Below are 10,063 nucleotides of genomic sequence, written 5' to 3'. Positions count from 1 at the left end.
TTCACAAGCGATTAATGTTTTGGAAAAGTTGATATATTAATTAACAATGCAGGAGTAACAATGATAAAATGCTAGGGGCAATGACAACCAGAGATTGGTATAGTGTTGTCGATATCAATTTGACCGGTGTTTTTATTCTGTACTCAAGCTGTTTTACCCCACATGATCAGTCAAGGTGGTGGTAAAATTATCAATGCATCTTCCATTGCAGGCGTTTATGGCAATATAGGTCAAACAAATTATGCGGCAACAAAGGCCGGGGTTATAGGAATGACCAAAACATGGGCTAAAGAATTGGGCAGACAAGGAATAAATGTAAATGCCGTAGCGCCAGGTGTAATTGATACAAAGATGATGAGTCATTTACCTGAGAACTTAGCCAAGAAAATGACAGAGATGATCCCCCTCCAGCGCTTAGGTAAACCAGAAGATGTGGCCAATGCCTATCTTTTCTTAGCTTCTGATGAAGCGAATTTTATTAATGGTACAGTTCTTAACGTAGATGGTGGAATGGTTATATAATTTGGACCTACTGTTATTGGATTGTTGTAAGTGCATGTCCAAGCGAAGAACCATGTAGGATGCGTTATGTTTCGAAGTGGTGATTTTACATTAAAAAATATTCGTTTGTCATAAACGTGATGCTTAATTATAGACTTTCTAAAAGAAAATAGCCGTTGAGACAAATATTCTCAACGGCTATTTTCTAGCCAATAATAACAATTTAGATTAAGTTCTAAATCCTCGAGTTTCGTCTAAACTTATAAAAGGAGACTTTGTCCAAAGCTTTTACGAATTTTTTTGACGTTACAATAGGAGGAGAAGATATGAAGAAGGTCTTTTTTAGCATACTAATTATGTATCTACTTTATGTGCTTGGAATTTCAGCATATTTGTTTATGGTGGATACACCATTGCCTGCTGAATATATAGGTTCAGAAGCAGATCCAGTTACGTTTATGAATCAAGAGCAATTAACTCTAGCGACTGAATACTCCAAATGGAGGAATGTCATTTATTTTATTCATACACCTATGGAGTGGTTAATCTACCTTTTGGTTATTTGCTTTGGAATTAGCCAGTTCTTTGCACGCTGGTCGCAACAAGTTAGTAGGTTTCGCTTCATACAGACAGCCCTTTATGTTCTTTTATTATCAATAATAAGTTACATAATTGTGTTTCCAATCAAGTTTTTTTCATATTCTCTCAGTAAGCATTATGGTATAACTATTCAAGGTTTTGAAAGTTGGATGAAAGATAACTTAATTGGTTTTTGGGTTGAAGCACTTCTATTATCAGTTGTGGTTTATGTAATCATGTTATTATTGTCGAAAAGTCCGAAAAAGTGGTGGCTGTACGCGTGGCTTTTATCTATTCCCTTTACCTTATTTTTAATGTTTATCCAACCTGTATTGATTGATCCACTATATAATGATTTTTACCCGATTCAAGATAAAGAGCTAGAACAGGAAATTTTACAATTAGCAGCAGAAGCCGATATACCAGCTGAAAGGGTATACGAAGTGAATATGTCAGAAAAAACAAATGCCTTAAATGCATATGTAACGGGAGTTGGAAGTAATCTAAGAATTGTGCTCTGGGATACAACCCTAGAACGATTAAGTAATGAAGAAGTGTTGTTTATTATGGCTCATGAGATGGGACATTATGACTTAGGTCATTTAAAACAATTATTGGTGGGGATGATTGCCCTTTCATTTGTTGGATTATTTTTGACAAGTAAGTTCTATCATGTAATTATAAATAACTTCGGTAAACAATTACAATTAAAACACAATGAATTGGGTTCTTTACCTATTCTTTTATTGATATTGTCGTTACTAAGTTTTGCTGCGAGTCCGATGTCCAATGTGATTTCAAGAGCTTATGAATATCAAGCAGACCGTTATGCAATAGAATTAACGAAGGACGCTGATGCAGCAATTACCACCTTTCACAAGCTATCAGTTGAAGGTTTGTCGGATGTCAATCCACCTGGCATTGTGAAGCTATTCCGTTATACTCACCCGCCAATGGTCGAGAGAATTACACATATAAGGAAACACAGTGAAAAATTAAATAAATAACAATGGTTATCAATGTACGAAAGGTGTCAGCTTATTGAGCTTGACACCCTTTTTCAAGTATTACTTTCTTTTCTTGTGTTCTTTCTTGAACGAAGAAGACAGCTAGTAAAACACTGAAAATCCCAAGTAACTGCCAAGTTGTTAATAGATCGCCAAATATAAATATTCCGATTAAAGTGGCAACCACTGGTTCAATTGTTGCGGTAATTGATGCGCGACTTGTCTCTACCTTGTTTAAACCTCTTGTATAGAGTAAGTATGCTAAAACAGTAGGGAATAGTCCTAGGCTTATTCCGTAGGTCCAAAATTCGGGAGTTGTGAATATGTTGTCGACTCTCCAAAGGCCACTTATAGGTAATAATGCTACACTAGCAAAAATAAACGTGTAGGCAGTTACAGTCTGGGAACTATATTTCGCCAAGGCATACTTACCAAAAATACTATATAGAGCATAACCAAGTCCAGAGCCTAATCCGACAAACACACCATATAAACTAATTTGATTTTGTTCTAGAGGAAATAGTCCGATGACAAGAATACAACCAATTAAAGTTAATAAGAGTGCAAAAAGCTTTCGTTTTGTAAGCCATTCTTTAAATAAAAATCTTGAAAGGATGGTCACAAAAGCAGGGCCAGTATAAAGTAAGACCGCTGCGACAGACAGTGATGTTTCTTGAATTGCCGTAAAAAAGCACCAATTAAAAAAAACGATTGAAAAAATCCCTGTTCCAACAAAATACTTATAATCTCGTTTATCGATTTTTAATAATGATGGATTTTGAATGAGTAACATAAATACCAAAAGGATTGCTGCAAACGTAACCCTAACGGTAACAACTTGCAATGGACTTAAACCGTAACTATATAGCGCTTGTACAAAGATGCCAATGGTTCCCCATAAAGAGGCCCCAATAACAATAAATAAGTATGACCATTTTTCCATAATTCACCTCGTCTCATATTTACTCTAACACAGGTAAGTGCTAAAAAAACAGATCAAATATTTGATCTGTTTTCCTTAATTTAACCTAAAATATGATTTACATCTTGTAAAATGAATGGGCGACTTTTATGCTCTTTCGGATCGAAATAAGTAATAAGTAATGATGGTTGTTGTTTTATTATTTTTGTAGAGAAATAATAGTCGATATCAAAAGGAATTACTTCAACCATCGTATGCTTAAATAGATCTTTAACTGTGAGCTTTAAATCAGCGAAATTATTAGAAATAAGCTGACTATTTTCTGCAACGAATTCAAGCAACTTGGTTTGTTCTTCTTTCGTTAAAGTGAAATTCCACCAAGTTTTTCTAGGTTTATGTTTATGATTTAAAAAGAAATCATAAATCATTAAGCCTTTAATTGTTTCAAGATTTTCTGTTTTACGTGATTGTAAAAATTGCATTAGACGTAAAAATAAGTCCTCAAGCTGGTGACCAATTTTAGCCCAGCCCTGTTGATCCCAGAAATCTCCAAACTCTTGGAAAAAATCGAAAGCAGATTCAAATTCAGTGTCTATCAAATACTCGATGGTATTGTCCATTCGATGAGCATTCCAATACTTTTCTAAAATATCTTCAACACGTTTTATACGGATAATTTCCGAAAAAGAAAGGATATCATTTTTTAAAATCTCATAAGGCGAATGGTCCATATAGACATAGCCATAATTTTCCGCTTGACTTCGTAAGCCTGTCCCGCGAAGCATTTTTAAAAAACCTAATTGTAGTTCCTCTGGGCGCATTTCAAATACATCATTAAATGTTTTCTTAAATGAATCATAGTTTTCCTCAGGAAGACCAGCAATTAAGTCAAGGTGTTGATCAATTTTACCACCTTCTTTAATCATTCGGACCGTTCTTGACAGTTTTTCGAAGTTTTGTTTGCGCATTACTAGCTCATTTGTAGCGTCATTTGTCGACTGAACCCCAATTTCAAACCGAAATACACCAGGTGGTGCATGTGTGTTTAGGAATTCTAGAACTTCAGGACGCATAATATCTGCTGTAATTTCAAATTGAAAGACACAACCTTGATGATTATCAATTAAAAATTGGAAAATTTCGATCGCATAATTTCGTCTAATATTAAAGGTGCGGTCGATGAATTTAATTAATTTAGCGCCGTTTTCGATTAAAAATAAAAGGTCAGCTTTTACTCTTTCAATATCAAAATAACGTACACCAACCTCTACTGAAGATAGACAAAAGGAACAGCTAAATGGGCACCCACGACTAGTTTCAAAATAAACAATTCGCTTATTTAAATTTTCGATGTCTTCTTGAAACCTATATGCTGTTGGAATCGTATTTAATTTTATATTGGGTCTTGGCGGATTTACAATAACTTCTTCGCCTTTACGATAGCTAGCACCAAAAACAAGATGGAATTTCTTGGATCCGGTTAGTTCATCTAACAAATGCTTGAAGGTTTCCTCACCTTCATTAAAAACGATGAAATCAATTTCAGGAACTCGTTCCATCCAGTAAGGTATATCAAAAGATACTTCAGGGCCCCCTAAAATAATTTTTAGCTCAGGGTTAACTTTTTTAATCATCTTTACAACTTCAATTGTCTTTTCAATGTTCCAAATGTAACAACTAAAGCCAATAACAGTTGCATTTTTTTCATATAAATCTGTAACAATGTTCAGAGAAGGGTCATTTATTGTGTATTCTTTTATCTCCACGTCATAATCTGCTTCTGTATAAGCCTTCAAGAGGCGAAGTGAAAGGGCAGTATGAATATATTTAGCATTTAGAGTTGTTAGTACGATCTTCAAAAGTAATCCCTCGATTCAAATATTTTAGCACTTACGTATTTTAACATAAAAGCAAGCATTAGTTGTCTATTATCATCATAACCATGAATTGGAGGTGTTAACAAAAAGGATTATCAGTTGAATTTAGCGAATAATAGGAATGCGGACAATTTCTAGGGGAGTACAGACAAATGAAATCCTTAAAATCAGTTTTGCTAATGTTAACAGTTTTATTCCAAATTGTTGCTATCATCGTTTTTTTCATTAATATCATAGCGGCTATTATTTTATTTGCAATGAATATTTTATGTTTTATTTTGCTAATGGTTATAGTAATTGTGGAAAGAATAAAAGAGAAAAGAGAGGAAGATGACGATGATTATCGCAACTACTGAGAACATAACGGGAAAAGAAATTGTTGCTTATAAAGGCTTTGTGAAAGGAAGTACAATTCAAGCAAAGCACATTGGTAGTGATTTTTTAGCAGGCCTTAAGAACATTGTTGGAGGGGAAATAAAAGAGTACTCTGACATGATGGATAAAGCAAGAAAAATTGCCATTAGTAGAATGGTTAAAGATGCAGAAGGGATGGGGGCGAATGCAATTGTTGCAGTTCGACTTCAAACTTCTAGTGTTATGAACGGCGCAGCAGAAATTGTAGCATACGGTACTGCAGTTGTTGTTGAGTAAGTGTAGAATGTAGAATGTAGAATGTAGAATGTAGAATGTAGAATGTAGAATGTAGAATGTAGAATGTAGAATGTAGAATGTAGAATGTAGAATGTAGAATGTAGAATGTAGAATGCAGAAAGGCTTGTGAAATGTTCACAAGCCTTTCTGCATTCAAAACTCAAAACTCAAAACTCAAAACTCAAAACTCAAAACTCAAAACTTCTCACTTAAAAACCTTCCCATAATAATGATGTCATCATAAGTGCCATTGCTCGTTTTTACTTGGTTAACTTGGCGGCCTTCTTCTCGGAAGCCGAGTGATTGATATAAGGCAATGGCATTTTTATTTGAAGCTAGTACTTCTAAACAAAGTTTTTCTAGTATGGGGTTGTATTCAGCCCATTGTATTAATGTTGCTAGTAAGGCTTTTCCAATCCCTTTGCCTCTCCAGTTTTTATCAACGATCATTCCGACCGTCCCATGATGTGCATACTTTAAGAAAAAGCCTCTCTGAAAAGTTAAAATACCAATAATAGTTCTCTGATGCTCAGCAACAATCATCAAATTACCTGGATCTTGATGATATATTTGAATAAAATCTCGTTGTTGCTCATCGGTAATTGCAAATTCCTCAACACTAGTAACTAATGTGTTATTTTCACTAATAACATTAAAGCTCAGTTGGTTTACTGCTTTTGCATCAATTGGATTTGCAGATCTTAGTAAAATCCTAGTGCCGTCACGAGAAATATACTCATAAGGATTAATTGCCCCCATTTGTAACCACTCATTTCATCTTGTTCTATGGCACTATATGTAAAAATATTCGTAAAGGTGTTTCTTATGATAAATTTTCTGCTATTAGTTTGGCTAAACAATTTGTAAAAAGCCAGTTCTATCAGATTTAAAATAATATTTATCTAAGCTAAGACAGTTTGAGTTTATTGTTAGGCTCTTCTTGACTACAAAGAAAAGTATAGTTGTCTGCCTAATTTAGATGAATCCCCAAAAAACATCTACTTTTTTATCACGGGACATCCTCCCATTTCATAAGATTGATAGTGTCAATTAAACAAGTACCTAGTTTAAGAAGAGGAAGGGGTAAACGAATGTCTTGCGGATGTAACAGCAATAAGCAAATTGCCTTATGGAATGCAACCAGGAATGATGCCACCACAACACATGGGAATGCAACCAGGAATGATGCCACAACACATGGGAATGCAACCAGGAATGATGCCACAGCAGATGGGAATGCAACCGGGAATGATGCCACAACACATGGGAATGCAACCAGGAATGATGCCACAGCAGATGGGAATGCAACCGGGAATGATGCCACAACAGATGGGAATGCAACCAGGAATGATGCCACCACAGCAGATGGGGATGCAACCAGGAATGATGCCACCACAGCAGATGGGAATGCAACCAGGAATGATGCCACCACAGCAGATGGGAATGCAACCAGGAATGATGCCACCACAGCAGATGGGGATGCAACCAGGAATGATGCCACCACAACAGATGGGGATGCAACCAGGAATGATGCCACCACAACAGATGGGGATGCAACCAGGAATGATGCAACAAGAAGGGCTTCCAATGAATGGATATGATGATGATGTTGAAGAACTACAAATGAACTGGATGAATGACTTATAAAATAGGTAGTAGGAAGTAAATGTCCTCATATGTAAATAATGGGGACATTTTTTTTGTCTTAAAAGTACTGTTTCTATAATTGTTAATTCTCCTAAATTTAAAATTAACCAAAACGGGTTGCCTCAGCTTTGCTTGAAGATTTACAATCATAAAAAAAGATCGTGTTTGGAAAGAAAAGTCTCTCCAAACACGACCTAAAAGTTTTATAGATTTAGGAAGCTTCAGGCTTTTTTTCAACTAAGGTCATTTGAATCCATTTTCTTGATTTCCACCTTCTAAGCATTAACAAGCCTCGAAGCCATTCATCAACAATAAATGCTATCCAAACCCCAATTAGTCCAAGACCAAAAACGATCCCTAGAAGGTATGATAATGTAACTGCAACTCCCCACATGGATAATATCCCAATATACACAGGAAATTTAACATCTCCTGCTGCACGTAGGCAGTTTATGACGACAAGGTTGAAAGCTCTTCCTGGTTCGAGGATGATTGTTAATAAAATTAATGTGGTACCAAGAGTTATAATATCAGGATTATCGGTAAATAGACTTAAAAAAGGTCTACTAAAAAAACTAAATATAACGGCCATACCTAATGAAACGTAAATGGCAATTTTTAAGCTCTTTAAGCACCGCTGATAGGCCTCTTCAAGTTTTTGGGCACCTACATAATGGCCAATTAATATTTGCGTACCTTGGCCAATAGCTATGGAGAATAATAAGATAAACATCATAATATTTTGTGTATACACCTTTGTCGTTAAGGCGATTGTTCCCATAGAAGCAATGAAATAGGTAATTGCTATTTGAGAGGTATTATAGGATAGATGTTCTCCAGCAGAAGGAACACCAATTTTTAAAAGTTTTTTTAATTCATTTTTTGGAAGACCTTTAAGTAGAAACGAATACGGTAAACTACCCTTTATGCGGTAGCGTAATATGAAAAACATTGCAATAAGCCCGATGAAACGGCTTATTGTTGTAGAGATAGCTACACCGGTTACTCCTAAAACTGGGAAGCCAAAAGGACCAAAGATAAAAAAGTAGTTACCAATCACATTGATTAAGTTCATCCCAACAGTTACGTACATCGCATCTTTGGTAAAACCATGACTACGTATAATGGCTGCAATTGTCATGATTAATGCTTGGATAAATGCAAAACCACCTACTATACGAAGATATACTAATGATGAATCCATTAATTCAGGCGGTAAATTCATTGCTTTAAGGATAGAAGGAGCAAAAATGAAGAGAATGAGACTCAATAGTACTCCGAAAACTAAATTTCCTATAATTGAAACAACCGCAATTTTATTCGCATCTTGTTCTTGTTTTGCACCAATATACTGAGCAATTAGGATGCTTGTTCCAGTTGCAATAAATCCGAACATTACAATAATGACATTAATAAGCTGATTTGATACTCCTACAGAAGCAACCGCATTATCATCATATTGACTTAACATAAGAGTATCGGCATTACCCATTAACATATGCAAAAATATTTCAATAAGGATAGGCCATGTTAATGCAAATAATGTTAACTTTGCTGCTTTATGATTTTTTGTGTTTTTTATATTTTTCATCTATTCCCCACCTCATTTTTCCAATATTATGCAGAAACATTGGACAAAAACGAATTTTACAGTATTCTTAGTGTAATGGTTTTTGTGTTTAATTTAAAGACATAAAACGATAATAATTGGACATTTACGACATTATAGGAGTGGATTTTTTTTGAATACGCTATCATTTCAGGTGCCACCTTTCCCTACATATATAACTGGTCGAATAGATTTTTTTCCAAAAGGAACAAAGCATATTAAAAGGGTATTTTCTGTTTTTGATATTTTATTTGTTAAAGAAGGGATCATTCATATGGATGAGAATGGTGTGTTATACGATATAAAACAAGGGGAGTATTTAATTCTTGTGCCAGGTTTTGAACATTTTAGTTATAAAGCATGTGAAACAGATACTGTGTATTATTGGCTTCATTTTCAACTTGAAGTACCCTATGAGTTAAAAAATTACCTTGAGATTAATTGGGGGATGATTTTAAAGCAAGAGAGAACTTATACAGAAGCTGCAAAGCATGTCTTCCACATTCCCCGCTATGGGAAAATTGGAAATCAGGAATTTATTTATCATGAACTCGATAGGTTATTTTCGACAAATGAAACGAATGCTCCTGAAAAGAGATTAAAGGAACAAATTATCTTTCAAGAGTTAATCATTCAATTACAATCAGACGCAATTCGAATCCCGACAAGTGCTGATCAAGTAACAAAACAAACGATTACCTACATTCAAGAGAACTATAAGGAAGCTACCTTAAAAATGAGTCATATAGCAAAGGAGCTTTTGTTTCACCCCGATTATATAACTCGTTGTATGCAAAAAACGATAGGGATAACACCAATGCAATATCTAACTTCTTTTCGACTGTCATTGGCGAAGGAATTATTAACAACAACAAATGAAAAGTTAGAAACGATTTCTAAAAAAGTAGGTATCAATGACTTTACCTACTTTTCAAGATTATTTAAAAAAATAGAGGGAATCACTCCAATAGAATTTCGGCGAATAGCGAAACGCGAAGGAAAATAAATGAATACGTTGTATGGGAGAGTAGATAGAAAATGTCATATTAGCTAACCGTTTTATTTCTTCATTCTTTTCTAAATTCTCGTTGCTATTAGCTTTTAGGCCGTAACCAAGCGAATGCTTGGTACTTCACGCTTTGCGTGAAGCTTTTGAGAAAAAATAAGCCATTAGGACAAAAGAATTTGTCCCTAAAAGCTTATTTATTCTCAAAAGACGACCAAAAGCAACATAATTTACTACGAAAATAGGCTATTTCTTAAATGCTTT

General features: G+C 34.8%; 8 protein-coding genes and 1 pseudogene. 5 read left to right on the top strand and 4 right to left on the bottom strand.

Going from position 1 to position 10,063, the window contains the following annotated elements; genetic code table 11:
- Positions 1–18 precede the first annotated feature (18 nt).
- Positions 19–522: pseudogene (locus H1D32_RS09185) on the top strand (SDR family oxidoreductase); the annotation flags it as partial.
- Between the two features lie 305 nt (positions 523–827).
- Positions 828–2,087 carry a M48 family metallopeptidase gene (locus H1D32_RS09180; protein ID WP_261177985.1) on the top strand — a complete coding sequence of 420 codons (1,260 nt, stop codon included), beginning with the start codon at positions 828–830 and terminating at the stop codon, positions 2,085–2,087.
- A gap of 31 nt (positions 2,088–2,118) precedes the next feature.
- Here H1D32_RS09180 and H1D32_RS09175 read toward each other — a convergent pair whose 3' ends face one another.
- Together H1D32_RS09175 and H1D32_RS09170 are read right to left on the bottom strand one after the other, a co-directional pair.
- Complete coding sequence (locus H1D32_RS09175; protein WP_314733386.1) at positions 2,119–3,030, bottom strand: DMT family transporter; 912 nt, start codon at positions 3,028–3,030, stop codon at positions 2,119–2,121.
- An 80-nt stretch (positions 3,031–3,110) separates the two neighbouring features.
- Complete coding sequence (locus H1D32_RS09170) at positions 3,111–4,868, bottom strand: B12-binding domain-containing radical SAM protein (RefSeq protein ID WP_261177984.1); 1,758 nt, start codon at positions 4,866–4,868, stop codon at positions 3,111–3,113.
- 354 nt (positions 4,869–5,222) lie between these two features.
- On the opposite strand from H1D32_RS09170, the gene H1D32_RS09165 reads away from it, so the two are divergent.
- Positions 5,223–5,537: a YbjQ family protein gene (locus tag H1D32_RS09165; RefSeq protein ID WP_261177988.1), complete on the top strand. Its 315-nt coding sequence runs from the start codon at positions 5,223–5,225 to the stop codon at positions 5,535–5,537.
- Between the two features lie 195 nt (positions 5,538–5,732).
- Here the strand turns inward: H1D32_RS09165 and H1D32_RS09160 are convergent, their stop codons facing one another.
- Positions 5,733–6,296, bottom strand: coding sequence for a GNAT family N-acetyltransferase (locus H1D32_RS09160; protein ID WP_261177983.1), 564 nt, complete (start codon positions 6,294–6,296; stop codon positions 5,733–5,735).
- Between the two features lie 363 nt (positions 6,297–6,659).
- Between H1D32_RS09160 and H1D32_RS09155 the strand changes: the two genes are divergently transcribed.
- Positions 6,660–7,184 carry a mediator complex subunit 15 domain-containing protein gene (locus H1D32_RS09155; protein ID WP_261177982.1) on the top strand — a complete coding sequence of 175 codons (525 nt, stop codon included), beginning with the start codon at positions 6,660–6,662 and terminating at the stop codon, positions 7,182–7,184.
- Positions 7,185–7,395: 211 nt separating this feature from the next.
- Here the strand turns inward: H1D32_RS09155 and H1D32_RS09150 are convergent, their stop codons facing one another.
- Complete coding sequence (locus tag H1D32_RS09150; protein WP_261177981.1) at positions 7,396–8,775, bottom strand: MATE family efflux transporter; 1,380 nt, start codon at positions 8,773–8,775, stop codon at positions 7,396–7,398.
- A 151-nt stretch (positions 8,776–8,926) separates the two neighbouring features.
- Here H1D32_RS09150 and H1D32_RS09145 point away from each other — a divergent pair, with 151 nt between their 5' ends.
- Positions 8,927–9,799, top strand: a complete 873-nt coding sequence (locus tag H1D32_RS09145) for a helix-turn-helix transcriptional regulator (protein WP_261177980.1) — start codon at positions 8,927–8,929, stop codon at positions 9,797–9,799.
- Positions 9,800–10,063 lie beyond the last annotated feature (264 nt).

This window comes from Anaerobacillus sp. CMMVII (genome assembly GCF_025377685.1).
GTDB lineage: Bacteria > Bacillota > Bacilli > Bacillales > Anaerobacillaceae > Anaerobacillus.
Note: the sequence above shows the minus strand (reverse complement) of the source record. Positions and strands in the feature narration are given on the sequence as shown.

Bases quoted from the DNA above. Each gene is read 5' to 3' on its own strand.
- H1D32_RS09150 (WP_261177981.1), bottom strand. From the start codon at position 8,775: ATGAAAAATATAAAAAACACAAAAAATCATAAAGCAGCAAAGTTAACA.
- H1D32_RS09165 (WP_261177988.1), top strand. From the start codon at position 5,223: ATGATTATCGCAACTACTGAGAACATAACGGGAAAAGAAATTGTTGCT.
- H1D32_RS09160 (WP_261177983.1), bottom strand. From the start codon at position 6,296: ATGGGGGCAATTAATCCTTATGAGTATATTTCTCGTGACGGCACTAGG.
- H1D32_RS09180 (WP_261177985.1), top strand. From the start codon at position 828: ATGAAGAAGGTCTTTTTTAGCATACTAATTATGTATCTACTTTATGTG.
- H1D32_RS09175 (WP_314733386.1), bottom strand. From the start codon at position 3,030: ATGGAAAAATGGTCATACTTATTTATTGTTATTGGGGCCTCTTTATGG.